General features: G+C 68.8%; 21 protein-coding genes. 5 read left to right on the top strand and 16 right to left on the bottom strand.

The window, feature by feature from the left end:
- Positions 1-258: 258 nt before the first annotated feature.
- The 3 genes from clpB to rluD form a co-directional block, all read right to left on the bottom strand.
- Positions 259-2,844, bottom strand: coding sequence for an ATP-dependent chaperone ClpB (clpB, locus tag DER72_RS10770; protein WP_110069997.1), 2,586 nt, complete (start codon positions 2,842-2,844; stop codon positions 259-261).
- 151 nt (positions 2,845-2,995) lie between these two features.
- On the bottom strand, positions 2,996-3,751 hold the full coding sequence (gene pgeF / locus DER72_RS10765; RefSeq protein ID WP_110069996.1) for a peptidoglycan editing factor PgeF: 756 nt from the start codon (positions 3,749-3,751) through the stop codon (positions 2,996-2,998).
- A 24-nt stretch (positions 3,752-3,775) separates the two neighbouring features.
- Positions 3,776-4,735, bottom strand: coding sequence for a 23S rRNA pseudouridine(1911/1915/1917) synthase RluD (rluD, locus tag DER72_RS10760; protein ID WP_110069995.1), 960 nt, complete (start codon positions 4,733-4,735; stop codon positions 3,776-3,778).
- A gap of 140 nt (positions 4,736-4,875) precedes the next feature.
- Here rluD and DER72_RS10755 point away from each other — a divergent pair, with 140 nt between their 5' ends.
- Positions 4,876-5,706, top strand: coding sequence for an outer membrane protein assembly factor BamD (locus DER72_RS10755; RefSeq protein WP_110069994.1), 831 nt, complete (start codon positions 4,876-4,878; stop codon positions 5,704-5,706).
- Between the two features lie 94 nt (positions 5,707-5,800).
- On the opposite strand, the gene DER72_RS10750 is transcribed toward DER72_RS10755, so the two are convergent.
- A complete protein-coding gene (locus tag DER72_RS10750; RefSeq protein ID WP_110069993.1) occupies positions 5,801-7,432 on the bottom strand; it encodes an NAD+ synthase in 1,632 nt (543 codons plus the stop codon).
- 101 nt (positions 7,433-7,533) lie between these two features.
- On the opposite strand from DER72_RS10750, the gene DER72_RS10745 reads away from it, so the two are divergent.
- Positions 7,534-7,815 carry a PP0621 family protein gene (locus DER72_RS10745; RefSeq protein ID WP_110069992.1) on the top strand — a complete coding sequence of 94 codons (282 nt, stop codon included), beginning with the start codon at positions 7,534-7,536 and terminating at the stop codon, positions 7,813-7,815.
- A 29-nt stretch (positions 7,816-7,844) separates the two neighbouring features.
- Here the strand turns inward: DER72_RS10745 and thiO are convergent, their stop codons facing one another.
- A complete protein-coding gene (gene thiO / locus DER72_RS10740) occupies positions 7,845-8,936 on the bottom strand; it encodes a glycine oxidase ThiO (RefSeq protein WP_110069991.1) in 1,092 nt (363 codons plus the stop codon).
- A gap of 95 nt (positions 8,937-9,031) precedes the next feature.
- Between thiO and DER72_RS10735 the strand changes: the two genes are divergently transcribed.
- Positions 9,032-9,625, top strand: a complete 594-nt coding sequence (locus DER72_RS10735) for a GspH/FimT family pseudopilin (protein ID WP_110069990.1) — start codon at positions 9,032-9,034, stop codon at positions 9,623-9,625.
- A gap of 3 nt (positions 9,626-9,628) precedes the next feature.
- Here DER72_RS10735 and DER72_RS10730 read toward each other — a convergent pair whose 3' ends face one another.
- From DER72_RS10730 to ffh, 11 genes are all read right to left on the bottom strand, one after another.
- Positions 9,629-10,246, bottom strand: coding sequence for a YitT family protein (locus DER72_RS10730; RefSeq protein ID WP_110069989.1), 618 nt, complete (start codon positions 10,244-10,246; stop codon positions 9,629-9,631).
- Positions 10,247-12,049, bottom strand: a complete 1,803-nt coding sequence (locus tag DER72_RS10725; RefSeq protein WP_110069988.1) for a DHH family phosphoesterase — start codon at positions 12,047-12,049, stop codon at positions 10,247-10,249. It abuts the gene before it with no gap.
- A gap of 11 nt (positions 12,050-12,060) precedes the next feature.
- Positions 12,061-13,449, bottom strand: coding sequence for a threonine synthase (gene thrC, locus DER72_RS10720; protein WP_110069987.1), 1,389 nt, complete (start codon positions 13,447-13,449; stop codon positions 12,061-12,063).
- 3 nt (positions 13,450-13,452) lie between these two features.
- The gene (locus tag DER72_RS10715; RefSeq protein WP_110069986.1) at positions 13,453-14,769 is read right to left on the bottom strand and encodes a homoserine dehydrogenase; all 1,317 of its coding nucleotides are present in this window, start codon (positions 14,767-14,769) and stop codon (positions 13,453-13,455) included.
- 163 nt (positions 14,770-14,932) lie between these two features.
- Positions 14,933-15,685 carry a DsbC family protein gene (locus DER72_RS10710; RefSeq protein ID WP_110069985.1) on the bottom strand — a complete coding sequence of 251 codons (753 nt, stop codon included), beginning with the start codon at positions 15,683-15,685 and terminating at the stop codon, positions 14,933-14,935.
- Between the two features lie 3 nt (positions 15,686-15,688).
- A complete protein-coding gene (gene xerD, locus DER72_RS10705; RefSeq protein ID WP_110069984.1) occupies positions 15,689-16,588 on the bottom strand; it encodes a site-specific tyrosine recombinase XerD in 900 nt (299 codons plus the stop codon).
- 113 nt (positions 16,589-16,701) lie between these two features.
- Positions 16,702-17,058, bottom strand: coding sequence for a 50S ribosomal protein L19 (rplS, locus tag DER72_RS10700; RefSeq protein WP_110069983.1), 357 nt, complete (start codon positions 17,056-17,058; stop codon positions 16,702-16,704).
- Between the two features lie 156 nt (positions 17,059-17,214).
- Entirely contained in the window at positions 17,215-17,976 is a 762-nt protein-coding gene (gene trmD / locus DER72_RS10695) for a tRNA (guanosine(37)-N1)-methyltransferase TrmD (RefSeq protein ID WP_110069998.1), read from the bottom strand.
- A gap of 29 nt (positions 17,977-18,005) precedes the next feature.
- Positions 18,006-18,557 carry a ribosome maturation factor RimM gene (rimM, locus tag DER72_RS10690; RefSeq protein WP_110069982.1) on the bottom strand — a complete coding sequence of 184 codons (552 nt, stop codon included), beginning with the start codon at positions 18,555-18,557 and terminating at the stop codon, positions 18,006-18,008.
- 37 nt (positions 18,558-18,594) lie between these two features.
- On the bottom strand, positions 18,595-18,843 hold the full coding sequence (rpsP, locus tag DER72_RS10685; protein ID WP_110069981.1) for a 30S ribosomal protein S16: 249 nt from the start codon (positions 18,841-18,843) through the stop codon (positions 18,595-18,597).
- A 122-nt stretch (positions 18,844-18,965) separates the two neighbouring features.
- On the bottom strand, positions 18,966-20,366 hold the full coding sequence (gene ffh / locus DER72_RS10680; protein ID WP_110069980.1) for a signal recognition particle protein: 1,401 nt from the start codon (positions 20,364-20,366) through the stop codon (positions 18,966-18,968).
- Positions 20,367-20,571: 205 nt separating this feature from the next.
- Between ffh and DER72_RS10675 the strand changes: the two genes are divergently transcribed.
- Together DER72_RS10675 and DER72_RS10670 are read left to right on the top strand one after the other, a co-directional pair.
- On the top strand, positions 20,572-21,372 hold the full coding sequence (locus DER72_RS10675) for an inner membrane protein YpjD (RefSeq protein WP_110069979.1): 801 nt from the start codon (positions 20,572-20,574) through the stop codon (positions 21,370-21,372).
- Positions 21,373-21,449: 77 nt separating this feature from the next.
- Positions 21,450-22,721: an HlyC/CorC family transporter gene (locus tag DER72_RS10670; RefSeq protein ID WP_110069978.1), complete on the top strand. Its 1,272-nt coding sequence runs from the start codon at positions 21,450-21,452 to the stop codon at positions 22,719-22,721.
- Positions 22,722-22,723: the final 2 nt, after the last annotated feature.

Below are 22,723 nucleotides of genomic sequence, written 5' to 3'. Positions count from 1 at the left end.
TCCGTAGGGGACTCTCACCCCCAAGTCACCCCGCCAACCACCACGGTTGACCGGATAGCGCCTGAGCGGCGCTTCGCGCCATGCCTGGCGCACCATAAAAGAGCCCGCCGGGTAGAACACCGGGCGGGCAAGGGGGTTACAGGACGCAACCTGAATTCAGTGTAGACGGGAAGGCGCGGGGGCGTGGGTCCGACCCGGGCGCGACGCCCAGGCCGGCATAGCCCAGCGATGGAGGGAGCCCCGCCATGGCAAGCGGGCTCAGTCGCGGCGGAAGACCAGCCGGCCCTCCTCGGCCTCGACGCGGATGACGTCGCCCGGTGAGAACTTGCCGGCCAGCAAGTCCTGGGCGAGCGGGTTCTCGAGCCGCGCCTGGATCGCCCGCTTGAGCGGCCGGGCGCCGAATACCGGGTCGAAGCCCACCACGGCGAGCTGGGCCATGGCCTCGTCGCTGACCTCCAGGGAGAGCTCGTGCTCGGCCAGGCGCGCCCGCAGGCGGTCGATCTGGATGCCGGCGATGGCCTGGATCTGCTCCTGGCCGAGGGCATGGAAGACCACCACCTCGTCGATGCGGTTGATCAGCTCGGGGCGGAAGTGGCTGCCCACCACCTCCATCACGGCACTCTTCATCTCCTCGTAGTGGGTGTCGTCGCCGCCCATGCGCTGGATGATGTCGGAGCCCATGTTGGAGGTCATCACGATCACCGTGTTGCGGAAGTCCACGGTGCGCCCCTGGCCATCGGTGAGGCGACCATCCTCCAGCACCTGCAGGAGGATGTTGAAGACATCCGGGTGGGCCTTCTCCACCTCGTCAAGCAACAGCACCGAGTAGGGCTTGCGGCGCACCGCCTCGGTCAGGTAGCCGCCCTCCTCGTAGCCCACATAGCCGGGCGGGGCACCGATCAGCCGCGCCACGGAGTGCTTCTCCATGAACTCCGACATGTCGATGCGCACCATCGCCTCCTCGGTGTCGAAGAGGAAGTTGGCCAGCGCCTTGCAGAGCTCGGTCTTGCCCACCCCGGTGGGGCCGAGGAATAGGAAGGAGCCGTTGGGCCGGTTGGGGTCGGCGAGGCCCGCGCGGGAACGGCGCACGGCGTTGGCCACCGCGGTCACCGCCTCCTCCTGGCCGATCACCCGCTCGTGGAGCGCCTCCTCCATGCGCAGCAGCTTGTCGCGCTCGCCCTCGAGCATCTTGGCCACCGGAATGCCGGTCCAGCGGGAGACCACCTCGGCGATCTCCTCCTCGGTGACGTTCGAACGCAGCAGCTTGTGCTTCGAGGTATCGGCCTCGGCTTCGCTGGCTTCGGCGATCTTCTTCTCCAGCTCCGGGATCACCCCATACTGCAGCTCGGACATGCGCCCCAGGTCCCCCTGGCGCTTGGCCTGCTCCAGTTCGATGCGGGCGCGCTCAAGCTCCTCCTTGAACTGCCCGGCGCCCTGGATGCTAGCCTTCTCGGCCTTCCAGATCTCCTCGAGGTCGGCGTATTCGCGCTCGAGCTCGTCGATCTGCTCCTGCAGGCTCTCCAGGCGCTTCTTCGAGGCCTCGTCGGTCTCCTTCCTGAGGTGCTCCCGCTCCATCTTCAGCTGGATCAACCGGCGTTCGAGGCGGTCCATCTCCTCGGGCTTGGAGTCGAGCTCCATGCGGATGCGCGAGGAGGCCTCGTCGATCAGGTCAATCGCCTTGTCGGGCAGCTGGCGGTCGGTGATGTAGCGCGCCGAGAGCTTGACCGCGGCGATGATGGCGCCGTCGGTGATATCGACGCCGTGGTGCACCTCGTAGCGCTCCTTGAGGCCACGCAGGATCGCCACGGTGTCCTCCTCGGAGGGCTCATCCACGAGCACCTTCTGGAAGCGGCGCTCGAGTGCGGCGTCCTTCTCGATGTACTGGCGGTACTCGTCCAGGGTGGTGGCGCCCACGCAGTGCAGCTCGCCGCGGGCCAGGGCCGGCTTGAGCATGTTGCCGGCGTCCATGGCGCCCTCGGCCTTGCCGGCACCCACCATGGTGTGCAGCTCGTCGATGAAGAGGATCACCCGGCCCTCCTCCTGGGCCAGCTCCTTGAGCACCGACTTGAGACGCTCCTCGAACTCGCCGCGGAATTTGGCCCCGGCCAGCAGCGCGCCCATGTCGAGTGACAGCACGCGCTTGTCCTTGAGGCCCTCGGGCACCTCGCCGTTGACGATGCGCTGGGCCAGGCCCTCGACGATGGCGGTCTTGCCCACGCCGGGCTCGCCGATCAGCACCGGGTTGTTCTTGGTGCGCCGCTGCAGCACCTGGATGGTGCGGCGGATCTCGTCGTCGCGGCCGATCACCGGGTCGAGCTTGCCGCTGGCGGCGCGCTCGGTGAGGTCCAGGGTGTACTTCTCCAGCGCCTCGCGCTGCTCCTCGGCGTTGGGATCATCGACCCGCTCGCCGCCACGCACGCCCTCGATGGCTCCCTCCAGCGACTGGCGGGTGACTCCGGCCTGCTTGAGCAGCTTGCTCACCGCATGGCCCATCTCCAGCGCGGCCAGCAGCACCAGTTCACTTGCGATGTACTGGTCGCCGCGCTTCTGGGCCTCGCGGTCGGTGAGGTTGAAGAGTTTGATCAGCTCGCGGGAGGGCTGCACCTCGCCGTCGAAGTGGGCAACCGTCGGCAGGTCATCAAGATGGCCCACCAGGCCATCACGCAGGCGGGCGGCATCGCCGCCGGCCTTCTGGACCAGCGCCTTGACGCCGGTATCGCGGGCATCCAGCAGCGCCAGCAGCAGGTGGCCGGGTTCCAGCTGGTTGTGGCCGCGGCCAACCGCCAGAGACTGGGCATCCGCCACGGCGCTCTGCAGCTTGGCGGTGAACTTGTCGAAACGCATGAGAACTTCCTCCATCGGGGTGGCGAGGCGGTCGGACGTCCCGCCCGACCCGGTCAATTCGTCTTGACACACTCAATGGAGTCAGGCTGGCCGGCTTTCAAGTCGGCCGCCAGGGGGAGCAGGTGGCAAGTTGACGCGGATCAAACCCACGTCAGCGCAGCCAGATCACGCTGGCCATTCGCCCGGTGCGGCCATCGTCGCGACGATGGGAGTAAAAGCGCGGTTCGCAGGCGGTGCAGAAGTGGCCGCCGCTGATGTGGGCGACGCCGAGCCGCTCCAGGCGCAGGCGCGCCAGGCGGTAGAGGTCGGCCATGTAGTGGCCCAGGCGATAGGGGCTCGGGTCGAAGGCGTCGGCCGCCTCGGGGTGCACGCCGGCGAAGGCCTGGTAGACCTCGGGCCCCACCTCGAACTGGGCATTGGAGATCGCAGGCCCCAGCCAGGCCAACTGCTCCTCCGGCGGCACGCCCAGCGCGGCCACCGTGGCCTCCAGCACCCCGCCGGCCAGCCCACGCCAGCCGGCGTGGGCTACCGCCACCCGCGTGCCGCGAAGGTCGCTGAAGAACACCGGCAGGCAATCGGCGGTGAGCACCACGCAGGCGTAATCACGATTGACCGCCACCGCGGCATCGGCCTCGGGCGGCGTCGCCTCGAAGTGCTGCTGCACCCGGGCGCCGTGGACCTGGTTGAGCCACAGCAGCGGCCGCTCCTCGTCGACCTGCTTCTGCAGCAGGCGCCGACACAGGGCCACGTGGTCAGGGTTGTCGCCGACGTGGTCCGCCGGGTTGAAGCAGGCAAAGTCGCCCTGGCTCGGGCCAGTCTCGCGGGTGGTGACGAAGGCGCCCACGGAGGTGGGCGCCGGCCAGTCGGGCAGGATCAGGGTCGGCCGCAGGTCGGGGGCATCGCTCATCGGCGGGTCCTCAGCAAGGAGGGGTCAGCGCATGGTCTCGTGGTCATCGCGCAGGTAGTCCAGCAGCATCAGGATGTCATCCGGCAGCGGCGAGCGAAAGGTCACCGTCTCGCCGCTGCCGGGATGCACGAAGGCCAGCTTGCGGGCGTGGAGCGCCTGGCGCGGGAATTCGCGCAGGATCTCCTTGAGGGGCTCGGCGGCACCGGGCGGCAGCTTGAGGCGACCGCCGTAGGTGGGGTCCCCCACCAGGGGGTAGCGCAGGTGGGCCAGGTGCACGCGGATCTGGTGGGTGCGTCCGGTCTCCAGCCGGCAGCGAACATGAGTATGGGCGCGGAAGCGCTCCACCACCCGGTAGTGGGTCACCGCCGGCTTGCCGGAGACCGTCACCGCCTGGCGCTTGCGATCCTTGGGGTGGCGACCGATGGGGGCATCCACCGTGCCGCCGGAGGTCATCACCCCCACGCACACCGCATCGTACTCGCGGGAGACCGTGCGCGCCTGGAGCTGCGCCACCAAGGCCGCCTGGGCGGACAGGGTCTTGGCCACCACCATCAGGCCGGTGGTGTCCTTGTCGAGGCGGTGCACGATGCCGGCCCGGGGCACGCCGGCCAGCCTGGGGCAGTGGTGCAGCAGCGCATTGAGCAGGGTGCCGTCGGGGTTGCCCGCCGCTGGGTGCACCACCAGACCGGCCGGCTTGTCGACCACCAGCACTTCGTCGTCCTCGTGGACCACGTCCAGCGGGATCTCCTCGGGCGCGAAGCGGGTCTCCTCCTCGATCTCGGCAACCAGCCGCAGCCACTCGCCCCCGTAGACCTTCTCCCTGGGCTTGGCGGGCCGACCATCCAGGGTCAGGTCGCCGGCCTTGATCCAGGCCTTGAGGCGCTCGCGGGAGTGGTCGGCGAAGAGCTCGGCAGCGGCCTGGTCGAGGCGCAGGCCGGCCATGGCGTCGGGAACGCGTTGCTGGGCTTCCAGGGTCTGTGGCATGGGTGCGGGGCGGCCTGTCAGCAGGAGAGTGGGTCAGAGCAGCGCGCGGTGACTGCGTTTTGCCGCGCAGTGCTTTATAGTGAGCGGGTTTCGGTCGATTCTACCACGGCCAGTCCGCGTTGTTTGCCACGAGGATCACGATGCGCGTATTCCGCCCTACCGCCCGACTTGCGGCCCTGCTGGTGGCCTCCAGCCTGCTGGTGGGCTGCGCCAGCAGCGGCTCCAGCGATAGCGAAGAAGAACAGGACGAGTTCGCTGGCGTTGCCGAACGCGAGCTCTATGAAGAGGCGCGCGGCTCCCTGGAGCGCCGCAACTTCACCGCGGCCATCACCCGGCTGGAGGCGCTGGATACCCGCTTCCCCTTCGGCAGCCACGCCGAGCAGGTGCAGCTGGAGCTGATCTACGCCCACTACGAGCTGGGCGACTGGGAGGCCACCCGCGCCGCCGCCAGCCGCTTCATCCGCCTGCACCCGAGCCACCCCCAGGCCGACTATGCGCTTTACATGCGCGGCCTGGCCTCCTGGCAGGCCGGGCGCTTCAGCCTGGAGCGCCTGAAGCTGATCGATATCTCCCGGCGCGACCTGGGCGCCTCCCGGGACGCCTACACCGACTTCAGCGAGCTGGTGCGCCTCTACCCCAACAGCCAGTACGCGCCGGATGCCCAGCAGCGCATCGTCTACCTGCGCAACCTGATGTCCCGCCACGAGCTTCACGTGGCCGACTACTACCTGCGCCGCGGGGCCTACCTGGCCGCCGTGGAGCGCGGCCGCTGGGTGATCGAGAACTACCCGGAGAGCGAGGCGACCCGCGACGCCCTGGCGGTGATGGTCGAGGGCTACCTGGGCCTGGAGATGCGCGACCGCGCGCGTGAGGTGCTGGAAGTGCTGATCGAGAACGACCCCCGCCACAACCAGCTGCGCGGCCGCACCTTCGAACCCAGGCACGTGAACGCCCAGTCGCTCTCGGCCTGACCCCGAGCGCCCGCCCCGCCCTGAGCCCCACACGGCAGAACGCCACCTCCCGAGGGGAAGGTGGCGTTCCGGAGCAGCCTGGTCGCGGCGGGCCCTACTCGCCGGGCTGCCAGCCGTTGACGATGGGATAGCGGCGGTCGCGACCGAAGCCGCGGCGGGTCACCCGCACCCCCACCGGCGCCTGGCGGCGCTTGTACTCGCAGCGATCCACCAGCCGCACCACCCGGTAGACGTCGTCGCGGTCGAAGCCCGCCTCGATGATCGCCTCGGCGCTCATGTCGCCCTCGATATAGCGCACCAGGATGGCGTCGAGCACGTCGTAGTCGGGCAGCGAGTCGCTGTCCTGCTGGCCGGGGGCGAGCTCCGCGCTGGGCGGGCGCTCGATGACCCGCTCGGGGATCGCCGGCGACTGGGTGTTGCGCCAGCGAGCCAAGCGGTAGACCCAGGTCTTGTAGACATCCTTCAAGGCGTTGTAGCCGCCCACCATGTCGCCGTAGAGGGTGGCGTAGCCCACCGCCATCTCGCTCTTGTTGCCGGTGGTGAGCACCATCAGCCCCTTCTTGTTGGAGATCGCCATCAGCAGCACGCCACGGCAGCGGGACTGCAGATTCTCCTCGGTGGTATCCCGCTCGGAGCCCTCGAAGACTCCGGCCAGGGTCCCCATGAAGGCCTCCACCATGGGCTCGATGGGCAGCACCTCATAGTGGACGCCGAGCAGGTCGGCCTGCTCGGCGGCGTCCTGCTTCGAGATGTCCGCGGTGTAGTGGTAGGGCATCATCACCGCCTGCACCCGCTGGGGACCCAGGGCATCCACGGCGATGGCCAGCGACAGCGCCGAGTCGATCCCGCCGGAGAGCCCCAGCACCACGCCCTCGAAGCCGCTCTTGTTGACGTAGTCGCGAAGCCCGGTGACCAGCGCGCAGTAGAGGTTCTCCTCGGGCTCGACGTCGGGCTCGGTCTCGCCGGGGCGGGGCGCCCACCCCCCCTTCTCCCGGACCAGCGCCACCGGCATCAGCCCCACCTGCCAGTGGGGCGCCTGGAGCATCAGCTTTCCTTCGGCATCCACGCAGGCGGAGCCGCCGTCGAACACCAGCTCATCCTGGCCGCCGATCATGTTGACGTAGACGATGGGCAGCCCCACCTCGGCGGCCCGCTCCTCGAGCAGACGCAGCCGCTCGGCGGGCTTGTCCTGGTGGAAGGGGGAGGCGTTGAGGCTAACCAGCACCTGGGCGCCAGCCTGCCGGGCCTGGCGCGCCGGCGCCTCCTCCCACAAGTCCTCGCAGATCAGCAGGCCCAGCTTCGCCCCCTTGTGATCGAGCACCAACGGCTGGCTGCCGGCGGCGAAGTAGCGCTGCTCGTCGAACACCTGGTAGTTGGGCAGCGCCTGCTTGGCATACTCACCCAGCCACTCGCCGTTGTAGAGGGCGCCGGCCAGGTTCCAGGTGCGCCCCTCGCGGCGCCCCGGGTAGCCGACGATCACCAGCACGTCGCGCACCACCTTCTGCGCCATGCGCGCGCGGGCCGCCCGCAGGCGGGTCTCCATGGAGGGGCGCAGCAGCAGGTCCTCCGGCGGGTAGCCGGTCAGGAAGAGTTCGGGGAGCACCACGATATCGGCACCATGCTCGATGCGCGCCTCGCGCACCGCCTCGATGGCGCGATCGGTATTGCCGGGAATGTCCCCGACCAGGGGGTCCAGCTGAGCCATCACCAGCGTCAGGTCTTGCATGGGCTTGGAAATCTCTCGAGAATCGACGAATACACCCATTGTCCCGCAAGGGCCGCCGACTGGCAAAGCCGTCCCGCCCCCATCTGGGAGTCTCCTACGGAATGAACCTCTTGATCATCCGCCTGATCATCTTCGCCGTGCTGTTCTTCGCCGGCCTCAAGCTCTACCGCATGTACCGGGAGTGGAAGCTCAACCGCGAGGAGCTGTTGGAACACGACGACGCCCGCCCGGAGGGCGGCCAGATGGTGCGCTGCAGCTGGTGCAAGGTGCACGTCCCCGAGAGCGACGCCCTGCGCGACCAGGGCGAGTGGTTCTGCTCCAGCGCCCACCTCAACCGCTACCTCCAGGAGCAGAAAGAGCAAGCCCCGGACGACCGGGAGTAGGCTCTGCCTGAAAAGTCGGCCAGCGCCTTCTAACAGCGCCCTTCCAGGGCATAGGGCGTCGGATCGAGGATCGGCTCGCGACCCAGCAGCCGATCCACCAGCAGCCGCGTCGAAGCCGGCGCCAGCACCAGGCCGTTGCGGTAGTGGCCGGCATTGACGTACAGGTTGTCGAGGCCCGGCACCGCCCCGATGAAGGGCACCCCGTCCGGCGAGCCCGGGCGCAGCCCCGCCCAGTGGTGCTCCACCTTGCAGTCGGCCAGGGCCGGGATGATCGCCGTGGCGCTGGCCCACAGCGATGCCAGGGCCCCGGCGTCGGTCGACTTGTCGAAGCCGCACTCCTCCAGGGTGGAACCGGCCAGCACGCGACCGTCGGCGCGGGGAATCACGTAGCGGCCATCCATCAGCACCACCCGCTGTACCAGCCCCGGCGGCGCCTTGAACAGGATCATCTGCCCCTTCACCGGACGCACCGGCAGGGCAACGCCCAGCGTTTCGAGCAGCCCCGCCGCCCAGGCCCCGCCGCTCACCACCACCTGGCCGCCGGCCAGGTCGCCGCGGGTCGTCTGCACCGCCAGCACCCGACCGCCGGCCACCTCGAACCCCGTCACCTCGACCTCCTCACGCAGGGTGACCTGGGGCATCGCCGCCAGCCGCGTCCGCAGCGAGCGCACCAGCCGCGGGTTGCGGAGGCTGCCCAGGGTCGGCATCCACAGTGCCTCCTGAAAGCCCGGCGCCGCTTGGGGCTCCCGGGCATAGAGGAAGTCGGCATCGACGCGCTCGAGCCGCTTGCTCTGCTCCCGGGCCCACTCAAGGGCGCGCGCCTCGTCCTCCACCCGCAGGTAGAGCAACCCTTTCTGGCGGTACTCCGGGTCGATGCCGCTCTCCTCCCGCAGGCGCTCGGCCAGCTCGGGGTAGAAGCCCTCCGACCAGCGCGACAGCCGCGAGACCGCCGGGCCGTAGCGCCAGGGGTAGAGCGGCGAGACGATGCCGCCCCCCGCCCAGGAGGCCTCCTGGCCGCAGCGCCGGCGCTCGACCAGGGTCACCGAGTGGCCCGCATCGGCCAGCTGCAGCGTGGTCATCATGCCGATGACCCCGCCCCCCACAATCAGGAATTCGCTCACAGTCATTGTCCGTTTTGTCTGACAGGGAGATCGCGTCGCTTGGCTAGGGTGAAGGGACCACCCACGGGTCAGGGAGTCCACTCCGGGAGGGCCACATGCGCCCCATCACGCCTCGCCACATCGTCTGCCACCCTGTCGATGCCAGCGGCCACCAGGCAGGGCGCTCAGCGCCGTCCTGGCCCGCTCTCCACCAGCACGGCCTGACGCTGATCGAGCTGATCGTGGCCATCGCCGTGCTGCTCATTCTGTTCACCGCGGCGATTCCTCGCTACCAGCAGTTCACCGCCCGCAACGAGGTGGCCGCCGAGGTGATGCGCATCAAGACCGCCCTGGCGCTGGCCCGCAATACCGCGGTCACCCGACGCCAGGTGATCGCTCTCTGCCCGGTCACCGGCCCGGAGGCCACCCACTGCGAGAAGCATGACTGGACGCTGCCCATCGCCATCCTCGACGGCCACGCCACCGCCGGCAACCTGGCCGACGTCGAGGTGCTTCGGGTACTCGAGCCCAGCCGCGGGCCGACCATCACCTTTAACCGCGACTACCCGGTGCGCTACCAATCCACCGGCTGGAGCCGCGGCCACAACGGCACCTTCACCGTCTGCGGTCGCCACGGCGATGGCCGCAAGATCATCGTCAACAATATGGGGCGCGTCAGGGTCCCTGAAGATGATCGACCAGAATGCTGAGTCTCAGCTGACCCCCATGTAGCGCCCGGGCTTGTGGTTGAGCGCGATGATCAGGTTGAGGGCCACGGCGCCCAGCACCGACAGACCGACCCGCTCCAGGGGCAGCAGAGCGAGGGCCAGCAGCATGATGGCGCCGTCGATGGCAAGCTGCACATAGCCGGCGCGCCAGCCGTGGCGGTCCTGCAGGTAGAGCACCAGAATATTGACCCCGCCGAGGCTGGCGCGATGGCGAAACAGCACCAGCATGCCCAGCCCGATCAGGCAGCCCCCCATCAGCGAGGCGTAGAGCGGTGCCACCGCCTCGATCACGATCCAGCGCCCGGTCAGCTCGGAGAAGAGCGACACCAGGCCGATGGCGGCGAAGGTGCGCAGGGTAAAGGACCACCCCATGCGGCGAATGGCCAGCCAGTAGAACGGCAGGTTAATCAGGAAGAACCAGACCCCGAAGGACCAGCCGCTGGCGTACTGCAGCAGGAAGGCCAGGCCGGCGGTGCTGCCGGTAAGCAGCGTGGCCTGGGTATAGAAGGTGACGCCAAGCGCCACGAAGAGGGTCCCGACCAGCATCGCCATCACATCCTCGTGGAGGCGGTGGGGGTCGGTGGGCAGTTCCTGGGGATCCATCTAGAGTGCCTCGGCGTGTTCGACCATCAGCTGGAGGCTCTCGCGCCCCCGCCAACGGTTGCGGTTGAGCTTGAAGGCGCAGCGCAGCCGGTCGCCGACGCCGAAGGCCGGCATCTCCCCGGGCGTCAGGGCCCGGAACCAGATCGCCTTGAGGCTGGCCGGCCCGGAGGAGAGCTCCAGCATCAGATGGGTGCCGTCGGCCCCCACCGGCCGCAGCGCCTCCACCACGAAGTCACCCTGGAAGAGCGGCGCCTCGAACTCGCGGCCATAGGGGCCCAGCGCCTGCAGCTCGTCCAGGGTCGCCAGGCTCAGCTGATCCGCCCCCAGCTCGCCGTCGGTGAGGATCTTCGGGTAGAGCGCCGCGCCGCCCAGCTGCTCGCCCACCGCCTGCAGGAAGGCCGCCCTGAAGGCCTCGAGCCGGTCCACCGGCACGCCGACGCCGGCGGCGCCGCGGTGGCCACCGAAGCGGGGCAGCGCCTCCGGAGCCAGCTCGAAGGTGCGCTGCAGGGCATCGCGCAGGTGCAACCCCTCGATGGAGCGCCCGGAGCCGGTGAGCATGCCGGGGGCCGCCGCCGGGGTCAGCACCAGCGCCGGGCGACCGAAGGCCTGCACCAGGCGGGACGCCACGATGCCCTGCACGCCGGGGTGGCCGCTCTCCAGAAAGACCACCACGGCGGGCTCGTCGGCGGCCAGCGCCGGCAGCGCCAGCGCCCTCGCCTCCTCGGCCATGTCGGCCTCGATCGCCTTGCGCGACTGGTTGTCCTGGTCCAGCGTCTCCAGGTGCCGCGCCGCCGTGGCGTCATCCGCCGCGAGCATAAAGTGCAGCGCCGCATAGGGGTCGTCGAGCCGCGAGCGGGCGTTGATCCGCGGCCCCATCTGGAAGCCCAGGGTCTCGGCGTCGAAGGGCACGCTGTCGGCACCCAGGCGCTCGGCCATGGCCCGCCAGCAGGCGGCCTCCATGCGGTTGATCAGGGCCAGCCCGTGGGTCACCACGGCGCGATTGGCGGGGCTGCCGCCCAGGGAGACGCAGTCCGCCACGGTGCCCAGCGCCACGTAGGAGAGCCAGGGCGAGAGCTTGGGGGTGGCCTCGGGCAGCACGCCCCACTCGACCAGCACGCCGCGGGCCAGCGACATCGTAAGCCAGGCCACCATGCAGCCGGCGATGGTAGGGTCGGGGTAAGCGCAGTCCTCCCGGGTGGGGTTCACCACGGCGTGGGCCGAGGGCGGTGGCCCCTCCACCGGCAGAGCGTGGTGGTCGCTGACCACCACGTCGATGCCCGCCGCGGCGAGGCGCGCAATGCGCGGCTCATCACTACTGCCGCAGTCGGCGGTGATCACCAGGCTAGGGCGGGGCGAGAGGGCAAGGGTGCGCTCCACCAGGGGCAGGCTGATGCCGTAGCCGTCATGGATGCGATGGCCGATCAGGCTATGCAGCTTCGCCTCCGGCACGCCGAACAGCTCGTGCAGGGTTCGGCGGATCACCACGTGGGAGGTGATGCCGTCCACGTCGTAGTCGGTGAGGATGCCGATATGCTCACCGTCGACCACCGCCTGGGCGATGCGCTCGGCGGCACGGCGGGCATCCACCAGCTTCTCGGGGTGGGCCAGGTGGCGCAGGCTGGGCGAGATCAGCGGCGAGAGCTCGCCCGTAAAGCCCGCCAGGCGCCCGGCGAGGATCCGCGCCTGGAGCTCGGAGAGTCCCTCGCGCTGGGCGCGGGCGTAGAGGGCAGCGTCCCGGGGCCGCGGCAGGATGCGCGGCCTCAGGCGCTGGTTAAGATCGATGGGATCGCTTGCGGCGTTCACACCGCCCTCCACTAGCGGCGGTTGTCGACCACGAACTGCTGCACCGCAGAGAGCTCGGCCGGCAGCACGGTGTAGCGCTCCTCGCGCTCCAGCAGGTCGTCCATGTGCGGCGGCAGCGGCACGCCCGGGAAGCCCGCCTTGACCACCGCTTCGGCGAACTTAGCTGGGTGGGCGGTCGCCAGGGTGATCATCGGCACGGTCGCATCGCCCCGCTCGCGCTCGGCGGCGCGGTAGCCGGTGGCGGTGTGCGGGTCGAGGATCTCCTGGGTGCGGTGGTGCGCCTCGCGGATCACCTCGAGGATGGTGGCATCATCCACGCTATGGCTGGCGAACTTCTCTCGCAGCCGGGACAGGGGCGCGTCCGCCAGGGCGGTCGGCTCGACCTGGAAGCGCTCCAGGAGGTCGGCCACCGCAGCGCCGTCGCGACCGTAGGCCTCGAACAGCAGGCGCTCGAAGTTGGACGACACCACGATGTCCATGGAGGGCGCCAGGGTCGCCTTGAGCTCCTGCTTGGAGAAGTCGTTGGCGGCCAGGGTGCGGTGCAGGATGTCGTTGGCGTTGGTGGCGATCACGAAGCGCTCCACCGGCAGGCCCATGCGGTAGGCCATGTAGCCGGCGAAGACATTGCCGAAGTTGGCCGAGGGGACGCAGAAGCTCACCTTGCGGTGCGGCGCGCCCAGCGCCACCGCGGAGGCCACGTAGTAGACGATCTGGGCCATGATGCGCGCCCAGTTGATGGAGTTCACCGCCACCAGCCGGGTGCCGTTCAGGAAGGACTGGTCGGCGAAGCTCGCCTTGACCATGGCCTGGGCGTCGTCGAAGTTGCCCTCGATGGCGACGTTGAAGACATTGTCGGCCAGCACCGAGGTCATCTGGCGGCGCTGCACCTCCGAAACCCGCTGGTAGGGGTGGAGGATGAAGATATCGAGGTTGTCGCAGTGGCGGCAGCCCTCGATGGCCGCGGAGCCGGTATCGCCGGAGGTGGCGCCCATGATCACCGCACGCTCGCCGCGCTTCTTCAGGAAGTGGTCGAGCAGGCGACCGAGCAGCTGCAGGGCCACGTCCTTGAAGGCCAGGGTCGGGCCGTGGAAGAGCTCGAGCAGGAAGTGGTTGGCGTCGAGCTGGTTGAGCGGCACCACGGCGTCATGGCTGAAGGTGGCATAGGCCTCGGTGACGATGGTGCGGAAGGTCTCGTCATCGATCTCGCCGTTGACGTAGGGCTGCATCACCCGGAAGGCGATCTCGGCGTACGACAGGCCCGCCATGGCGGCCAGGTCGTCGTGGGAGAGCTGAGGCACGGTTTCCGGCACGTAGAGGCCGCCGTCGCTGGCCATGCCGGTGAGCACGACCTCCTCGAAAGAGAGCGCGGGCGCCTGCCCGCGGGTGCTGATGTAGCGCATGAGTTATTCCTGCTCGTCCAGTGATTCCACGCGGATCCGGGTCACCGGTCCGGCGATATCGGCCATGGCCTCGATCTGGCGGATCGCCTCGTTCATCTGCTTCTCGACCGTGCGGTGGGTCATCAGGATGATCGGCACCAGCTCACCCTCGGTGGCCTCCTTCTGGATCAGCGCCTCGATGGAGATGCCCTGCTCGGCGAGGATGGTGGCCACCCGGGCCAGCACGCCGGGGCGGTCCACCGCCAGCAGCCGCAGGTAGTAGGCGGAGATGATCTCCTCCATGGGCATGATCGGCAGCTGGCTGACGTCCTCGCTGATGCCGCTGAAGGCCAGGTAGGGCACCCGGTAGTGGTGATCGGTGGCGATATCGCGGGCCACGTCGAGGATGTCGGCCACCACCGAGGAGGCGGTGGGCTCGGCACCGGCGCCGGCGCCGTAGTAGAGGGTCGGGCCCACGGCATCGCCCATCACGGCGATGGCATTCTTGACGCCGTGCACATTGGCCAGCAGCCGCTCCTTGGGGATCAGCGTCGGGTGCACGCGCAGCTCCAGGCCCTGGTCGGTGCGCTTGGAGATGCCCAGGTGCTTGATCACGTAGCCCAGGTTGTCGGCCTGCTCCACGTCCTCGGCGGTGACCCGGGAGATGCCCTCGGTGAAGGCCTTCTCGAACTGCAAGGGCACGCCATAGGCGATGGAGGCGAGGATGGTCAGCTTGTGGGCAGCGTCGATGCCCTCGACGTCGAAGGTGGGGTCGGCCTCCGCGTAGCCCAGCGCCTGGGCCTCGGCCAACACGTCCTCGAAGGCACGGCCCTCGTCGCGCATATGGGTGAGGATGTAGTTGCCGGTGCCGTTGATGATGCCGGCCACCCACTCGATGCGGTTGGCGCCGAGGCCCTCGCGCAGCGACTTGATCACCGGGATGCCACCGGCCACGGCGGCCTCGAAGGCCACGATCACGCCCTTGCGATGGGCGGCCTCGAAGATCTCGTTGCCGTGCACCGCGATCAGCGCCTTGTTGGCGGTGACCACGTGCTTGCCGTGCTCGATGGCGGTGAGCACCAGATCCCGGGCCACGTCATAGCCGCCGATCAGCTCCACCAGCACATCCACGTCGGGGTTGGTGGCCACCTCGAAGACGTCGGCAGTGGTCTGGATGCCGGTGAGGTCGCACTCGGGGTTGGGAGTGCGGTAGGCCACCTGCTCGATCACGATCGGGCGGCCCGCACGCCGCGCAATGTCGTCGGCGTTGCGCGTCAATACGTTGAAGGTACCGCCGCCGACGGTACCCAGCCCACAGATTCCTACTCTCACCGGTTTCAATGTCTCGCTCCTGCTCGGATGATTCTTTGTGGTCCGGCCACCTGGCCTGGCGCTGTGGCCAGGCCAGGTGGCCGGACGCTGTGTCTCAGCGGATGCGGCCTGCCCCGAGGCAGGCCGCTGCACCGGCTCGAGCCGGTGTCTGTCGTTTAATGGATCGCGGGGCTCAGCCCTCGATGCCGAGCATGGCGGCCAGTCGCTCCGCCGGCACGTAGCCGGGGACCAGACGACCGTCGGGCAGCACGATGGCCGGGGTGCCCTGGACGCCGAGCTCCAGGCCCAGATGATACTGCGCCTCGACCGGATTGTCGCAGTTGGCGGCCCCGGAAAGCGACTCCTGCCGCTTGGCGCTGCTCATCGCCTCGCTGGGATTGGCGTCGCACCAGATCTGCTGCAGGATGCGGGCACCCTGGGCATTCATGCCGGTGCGCGGGAAGGCCAGGTAGTGCACCTCGATGCCCAGCTCGTTGAGCCGCGGCACCTCCTCGTGGAGCTGCCGGCAGTAGGGGCAGGTGGTGTCGGTGAAGACCACCAGCTCGGCGCGGCTCTCACCGGCGCCGCGGAAGATCACCCGCTCGGCCTCCGGCACCTCGGCCAGGCGCGCGGCGCGCTCGCCGTTGCGGCCCTGCTCGGTCAGGTTGACCAGCCCCTGCTCGCCGTTCTCGTAGAGGTCGCCGACCAGGAAGTGGCGCCCCTCGGCGTCGCTGTAGAAGCGCTCGCCGGTCTCCAGGCGCACCTCGAAGAAGCCGGCCACGGGGGTCTCGCTGACGCTCTGCACCGGCATCGGCTGGCCGTTGACCGCCAGGCGCTCGGCCAGCCGTTCGGCCTGGCCCTGTGGAGCGTCGGCCTGGACCAGCAGGGAAACGCCGAAGGTGGTGGCCAGCAGGCCGCCAAGCAGGGTCCGGAAAGGGATATTCATCGTTCAGCCTCTGGGATGGTGGTCGGCGTGCAGGCGCTCCAGGCGCGCCTGCGCCACATGGGTATAGATCTGCGTGGTCGAGAGATCGCTGTGACCCAGCAGCAGCTGTACGACACGCAGGTTGGCCCCATGATTCAACAGATGGGTGGCAAAGGCGTGGCGCAGGGTGTGGGGCGACAGCGGTCGCTCGATACCTGCGCTGCGCGCGTGGGCCTTGATCCGGTACCAGAAGGCCTGGCGGGTCATGGCACGATCATCCCGGCCCGGGAAGAGCGCCGGACGGGTGACGTCGCGCATCAGGCCGCCACGCCCCGCACGCAGGTAGCGTGACAGCCACTCTACCGCCTCCTCGCCCAGCGGCACCAGCCGGTCCTTGTCGCCCTTGCCGCGCACCCGCACCACCCCCTGGCGCAGGTTGACCGCATCGGTGGTCAGGCCGACCAGCTCGGAGACCCGCAGCCCCGCGCCGTAGAGCACCTCCAGCATGGCCCGGTCGCGCAGCCCCAGGTCGGTGGCGATATCGGGGGCGGCGATCAGCCGCTCCACTTCGGCCTCCTCCAGGGTGTCCGGCAGGGCCGGCCGCACCCGCGGCAGGCGCACCTCCGCCAGCGGGTCGCCCTCGATGAGGCCGGATTCCAGGGCCCAGCGGTAGAAGCGCCGCAGGCTCGAGAGCAGCCGGGCGTTGCTGGTCAGGCGATAGCCCGCCTCGCGGCGCTCATCGAGCCAGCCAGGCAGCGCCTCCGGGGCCGGCGCCAGCAGCGCCTCGCCCCGGGCGTCGAGACGCCCTGCCCAGGCCGAGAGGTCGCGGCGGTAGGCCGCCAGGGTATGCTCGCTCACGCCCTGCTCGAGCCACAGGGCATCGAGGAAGGCATCGATGCGGGAAGCGTTGTCGGGCGAGGTCATGGCGCGTCAGGAAGGCGTGGCCCAGATGGCACGAGACCCCGCCCCGCGGGTGCGGTGACGGGGTCTCGCGGGGCCGGGCAGCGCCCGGCCCACCAGCGGCCGAGGCGGCAGCCTCAGGCCAGCTTTTCCTTGATGCGGGCAGACTTGCCGCTGCGCTCGCGGAGGTAGTACAGCTTGGCCTGGCGCACGTCGCCGCGACGCTTGACGCTGATGGAGTCGACCAGCGGGCTGTAGGTCTGGAAGGTACGCTCGACGCCGACGCCGTGGGAGATCTTGCGCACGGTGAAGGCGGAGTTGAGACCGCGGTTACGCTTGCCGATCACCACGCCTTCGAAGGCCTGGAGACGCTCACGGGTGCCTTCCTTGACCTTGACCTGGACGACGACGGTGTCGCCGGGGGCGAAGGCCGGGATTTCCTTGCTCATCTGCTCGGTTTCGAGCGCCTGGATCACCTTGTTCTTGCTGCTCATGACAACTAACTCCTTGATAACCTGATTCATCAGTCGGCTTGGAGTGCCGATGAATCGTGATCCCGGCGCCCGAGCGAGCTCGAGAGCGCGGGAGATGATGGGTGACACGGGTCCACGGCCTCGGGGGCTTGTCGTGTCCCGCACCTCCGCCCTGTCCTAGCGGGTCGACAGGGCGTGTTCCTCGATGAACTCGGCGAGCAGCTCGCGCTGCTCCCGGTCCAGCGTCCTGCCCTCGAGCAGGTCGGGGCGGCGCTGCCAGGTGCGCCCCAGGGACTGCTTCAACCGCCAGCGCCGGATGGCGCCATGGTTGCCGCTTAGCAGGACCTCCGGCACGCAGCGCCCGTCGATCTCCTCGGGGCGGGTGTAGTGCGGACAGTCCAGCAGCCCGTCGTTGAAGGAGTCTTCGACCGCAGAGTCCTGATGGCCCAGCACCCCGGGCACCAGCCTCGCCGCGGCGTCGATCAGCACCATGGCCGGCAGCTCGCCGCCGCTCAGCACGTAGTCGCCGATCGACCACTCCTCATCGATATCCGCTTCCACCACGCGCTCATCGATGCCTTCATAGCGTCCGGCCACCACCACCAGGGGGGGACCCGACGCCAGCTCCTGCACGCCGGCCTGGTCGAGCCGTCGCCCCTGGGGCGACAGGTAGACCACCTTCGGGCGCTGCCCGGTGGCCCGCTCGGCCCGCTCGCGAGCGGCGAAGATAGCCGCGCGCAGGGTGTCGACCTTCATCAGCATCCCGGGGCCGCCGCCGTAGGGGCGGTCATCCACGGTGCGATGGCGGTCGGTGGCGAAGTCCCGGGGGTTCCAGAACTCCAGCGCGATGCGCCCCTTCTCCACCGCTCGCCCGGTAACGCCGTGGCGGGTAATCGCCTCGAACATCTCCGGGAACAGCGAGACGACACCGATCCACATCGCCGCCTGCTCGGGGGAGCCCTCGGCCATCAGAAATCGGGATCCCACTCGACGGTCATCACCCCACCCTCGAGATCTACCTCGAGGATCACCTGCTCGGGCAGGTAGGGCAGCAGCCGCTCTCCGCCGTCGACGGCCTCGGGGTCCAGCGCACCCTTCACGACCATGACGTCGTTGGCGCCGGTCTCGAAGAGGTGATCGATGCAACCCAGCACGACGCCCTCGCGGGTCACGACCCGCAGGCCCTCGAGCTGGTGCCAGTAGAGTTCACCGGTGTCGAGGTCGGGAAGCTCGGCCTTGGGCAGCAGGATCTCCGCCCCGGCCAGCGCCTCGGCGCCCTCACGGGTATCACACCCCTCGAGCAGCGCGACCAGGCCCTTGCCGTGACGACGCCCCTGTACCAGGCGCCGACGCTCCAGACGATCGCCACATCTCAACACCCACTCGGGGTAGTCGAGCACGCCCTCCATGGGGCTGGTGTACGAGTACACCTTGAGCCAGCCCTTGACACCATAGGGGCTGGTCAGCTTGCCCAGCACCACATGATCGTCAGCGGGCTGCACGGTAGCGTGTTCGCTCATCGACGACCTCGTGATCACTGACAACAGCAAGTCAGGCTCAGGCCTGCTTGCGGGCTTCCTTGACCAGCTCGGCGACGCGGTCGGAGAGCATGGCGCCCTGGCTCTGCCAGTGAGCGACGCGCTCGAGGTCGACGCGCAGGCGCTCTTCCTGACCGCGGGCGATCGGGTTGAAGAAGCCCAGACGCTCGATGAAGCGGCCGTCGCGGGAGTTGCGGGAATCGGTAACGGTCAGGTGGTAGAAGGGACGCTTCTTGGCGCCACCACGAGCCAGACGAATGGTAACCATGGCCTAGTCAGTCCTTCGGTTGAGTTGAATTCGGTCACAACAATGACCGCGACATCGCGGTCCTGCCAGTGAAGAGGCAGCATTCTACGGAAAACAGCCCCGCTTGGGAACCTTTTTCGGGCCTACCGCCAGGGCATCCCACCGGGGCCGCCCATTCCGCCCATGCCACCGGGACCGCCGCCGCCCATCATGCCGGACATGCCGCGCATCATCTTCTGCATGCCGCCCTTCTTGCCCGCCTTCTTCATCATCTTCTGCATCTGTTTGTGCTGCTTGAGCAGGCGGTTGAGGTCGGGCACCTGCAGGCCGGCGCCGGCGGCGATGCGCCGCTTGCGCGAGCCGTTGATGATCTCGGGGCGGCGGCGCTCCTGGGGCGTCATGGAGTTGATCAGCGCCTCGAGCTTGCCAAGTTCCTTCTCCGGGCCGGGGCCCTGGGCCAGCTCGGCCATCTGGCCCATGCCGGGCAGCTTGCCGAGCAGGCCGCCCATGCCGCCCATCTTCTTGAGCTGCTGGAGCTGGTCGCGGAAGTCCTCGAGGTCGAAGCCCTCGCCCTTCTTGACCTTCTTCGCCAGTTGCTCCGCCTTCTTCTTGTCGACGGTGCGCTCGGCCTCCTCGATCAGCGACAGCATGTCGCCCATGCCGAGGATCCGCGAGGCGATGCGATCCGGGTGGAAGGGCTCCAGGGCGTCGACCTTCTCGCCCACGCCCATGAACTTGATCGGCTTGCCGGTGATGTGGCGCACCGACAGCGCCGCCCCGCCGCGGGCGTCGCCGTCCGCCTTGGTGAGGATCACCCCGGTCAGCGGCAGCGCCTCGTGGAAGGCCTTGGCTGTGTTGGCGGCGTCCTGGCCGGTCATGGCGTCGACGACGAACAGCGTCTCCTGGGGCGCCACCGCCTTATGCAGCGCCTGGATCTCGGCCATCATCGCCTCGTCGATGGCCAGGCGGCCGGCGGTATCCACCAGCAGCACGTCGTGGAACTGGATCTTGGCGTGCTTGATCGCTGCCTCGGCGATATCGACCGGCTTCTGGTCGGAGCGCGACGGGAAGAAGTCGACGCCGACCTCCCCGGCCAGGGTCTCGAGCTGGTCGATGGCCGCCGGACGGTAGACGTCCGCCGACACCACCAGCACCTTCTTCTTCTCGCGCTCCTTCAGGTAGCGCGCCAGCTTGGCCACGGAGGTGGTCTTGCCCGCGCCCTGCAGGCCGGCCATCAGCACCACCGCGGGAGAGCCCTTGAGGGTCAGCCCCTCGTTGGCCTCGCCCATGGTCGCCTCGAGCTCCTGCTGGACGATCTTGACGAACTGCTGGCCCGGCGAGAGGCTCTTGGAGACCTCCTGCCCCACCGCGCGCTCGCGTACCCGCTCGATGAAGTCCTTGACCACCGGCAGGGCGACATCGGCCTCGAGGAGCGCCCGGCGCACCTCGCGCAGGGTCTCCTTGATGTTCTCCTCGGTCAGGCGCGCCTGACCCTTGATCGACTTCAGCGTCTGCGACAGACGCTCGCTGAGATTCTGAAACATTGGCCTCTCCAGAGACGACGGCCCGAAAGTGGAACCGATTATACGCGCTGTGGCCGGCAGTCTCCATGCGCTCGCCATCCGCCGCCGACCCTGGCGGCAGGGTGACGCACCCGCCACGCTGTGCGCTGCCCGAGGGATTGGTTATAGTAGCCCTCGCCATTAACGCTCACGTCATTCATTTCCACCGGCGCACGGAACGCAATCGATGCAGGCGCTCTCCCTGGCCTTCCTGGCCTTCCTTCTCTACCTGGCCGCCGCCTCCTGGCAGGGCATGGTGCTGCTGCGCCGGGCCTCTCCGCAGCCGCTGCTGGTGCGCGGCATGGCGCTGCTCGGGCTGCTCAGCCATCTGCCGCTGGCCATCGGCCTGTTCGGTCACGGCGTGCCCGTGCTGCCCGGCCTCTCCACCAGCGTGATCCTGATCAGCGCCGGCGTGGTCGCGGTACTGCTGCTGGTCAGCCTGTTCAAGCCGATACTCAATTCCGCAGTGGGCATCCTGCCGCTGGCCGGCCTGGCCCTGCTGCTGGCCGCGGGACTGCCGAGCCCCGAGCGCGCGCAAGGGCTGACGCCGGGCATCGCCCTGCACGCCCTGAGCTCGCTGCTGGCCTTCGCCGTGCTGGCCATCGCTGCCGTGCAAGCGGTGCTGCTGGGGCTGCAGAACCGCGCCCTGCGCCAGCACCATATCCGCGGGCTGGTCCAGGCACTGCCGCCACTGACCACCATGGAACGCGTGCTCTTCGAGCTGATCTGGGGAGGCGTGGGGCTGCTCACCCTGTCGATCCTCAGCGGCTTCCTGTTCCTCGACAGCATGTTCGCCCAGCACCTGGCCCACAAGACGATCCTGTCGCTGGCCGCCTGGGTGATCTTCACTGTGCTGCTGTTCAGCCACCACCGGCTGGGCTGGCGCGGCATGCGCGCAGTGCGCTGGACCCTGGGCGGCTACGGCGTGCTGCTGGTCGCCTATTTCGGCAGCAAGTTCGTACTGGAGGTGCTGCTGGGCCGCGGCTGAGGCCGCTCCCGGCGTCTTGACAGCGCGCGCGCCCGTCCCGTCAAATCGGGCCTGACACGCAACGAGGATCCTTCGACTTGAGCGACGACTTCCCGCTGGGATTGCTGTTCGGCCTGCTGTTCCTGCTCATCTGTCTCTCCGCCTTCTTCTCCAGCTCCGAGACCGGCATGATGTCGATCAACCGCTATCGGTTGAGCCATCAGGCCAACAGTGGCGACTCTCGGGCCCGGCGCGTGGTGCGACTGCTCGCCAGGCCGGACCGCCTGATCGGGGTGATCCTGATCGGCAACAACTTCGTCAACAACCTGGCGGCCTCCATCGCCACCATCATCGCCATCCACTTCTTCGGCGAGGTCACCGGCCCCGCCGTGGCCACGGCGCTGCTGACCATCATCGTGCTGATCTTCGCCGAGGTCACCCCCAAGACCTACGCCGCAGTGAAGCCCGAGCGCATCGCCTTTCCCGTCTCCCGCGTGCTGGAGCCGCTGCTCAAGCTGCTCTACCCGCTGGTGTGGCTGGTCAATGTCATCTCCAACGGATTGCTGAAGCTGCTCGGCGTGAAGAGCATCGAGGGGGGCGGCGACCATCTGACCCGCGACGAGCTGCGCACCGTGGTCCATGAGGCCGGCACCCTGATTCCCCAGCGCCACCAGGCCATGCTGCTGTCGATCCTCGATCTCGAGAACGTCACCGTGAACGACATCATGGTGCCGCGCCATGAGGTGGTGGGCATCGACCTGGATGACGGCCTGGAGGAGATCCTGGCCCAGGTGCGTACCAGCCAGCACACCCGGGTGCCGGTCTACAAGGGCGACATCAACAACATCATCGGCATGCTGCACCTGCGCAACGCGGCGCGCTTCCTATCACGCGACGAAGTGACCAAGGCGGCCATCGTCCAGGAGGCCCGCGAGCCCTACTTCATTCCCGAGTCGACCCCGCTGCACACCCAACTGCTCAACTTCCAGAAGCAGAAACGGCGCATCGGCATCGTGGTGGACGAATACGGCGACGTGGAGGGCCTGGTGACCCTGGAGGACATCCTCGAAGAGATCGTCGGCGAGTTCACCACCGACGTGGCGGGCATGGAGCAGGAGATCCACCGTCAGGAGGACGGCAGCCAGCTCATCGACGGCACCGCCAACATTCGCGATATCAACAAGGCGCTGGGCTGGCAGCTGCCGACCGACGGACCCAAGACCCTCAACGGCCTGATCCTCGAGCACCTGGAGGCCTTTCCCGACGGCCCCGCCTGCCTGCAGGTGGGCAGCGTGCGCATGGAGATCCTCGAGGTGCGCGACAACCTGATCACCGCCGCACGCTGCTGGCAGGCCCCGCGCCGCCGCTGAGG

It is taken from the genome of Halomonas sp. A11-A, assembly GCF_003182195.1.
Classification (GTDB): domain Bacteria; phylum Pseudomonadota; class Gammaproteobacteria; order Pseudomonadales; family Halomonadaceae; genus Halomonas; species Halomonas alkalicola.
The sequence above is the reverse complement of the archived record's forward strand: the minus strand, read 5'-3'. Positions and strand labels throughout refer to the sequence as shown.